The 309-nt window shown below is 71.5% G+C and carries 1 pseudogene; it reads right to left on the bottom strand.

Annotated elements, in window-relative coordinates:
- Window positions 1-309: pseudogene (locus tag BVI061214_RS00190) on the bottom strand (hypothetical protein); the annotation flags it as partial.

The following is a 309-nucleotide window of genomic DNA, read 5'->3' as shown; positions in this document are numbered from 1 at the left end:
GGGCCTTCCATTGGCCCGAGGGATCCCGCAGGTGCCGGTCCCCCCAGAGCTTCTGCACCCTGCGGCGGATCTCCTGGACCTGGCTCCACACCCCGCTGAACATGGGCAGGTTCCCCAGGGCCTTCATGTGGCCCACGAGGGCCCTCCAGCCCCCCTCGGCGGCGTAGGCCAGGGCCTCCTCCAGGAGGGCCCGGTGGAAGGAGGGCTCCAGGAACCAGGTCCACCGCCCCCGCTGGTCCTTCCGCAGGACGTACGTGGGCTTCCACTCCCCCTCCCGCCAGGCCACCCAGTAGAGGGGGCGCTTGGGTT

Origin of the sequence: Thermus aquaticus, from assembly GCF_001280255.1 — a bacterium.
GTDB classification, from domain to species: domain Bacteria; phylum Deinococcota; class Deinococci; order Deinococcales; family Thermaceae; genus Thermus; species Thermus aquaticus.
Note: the sequence above shows the minus strand (reverse complement) of the source record. Positions and strands in the feature narration are given on the sequence as shown.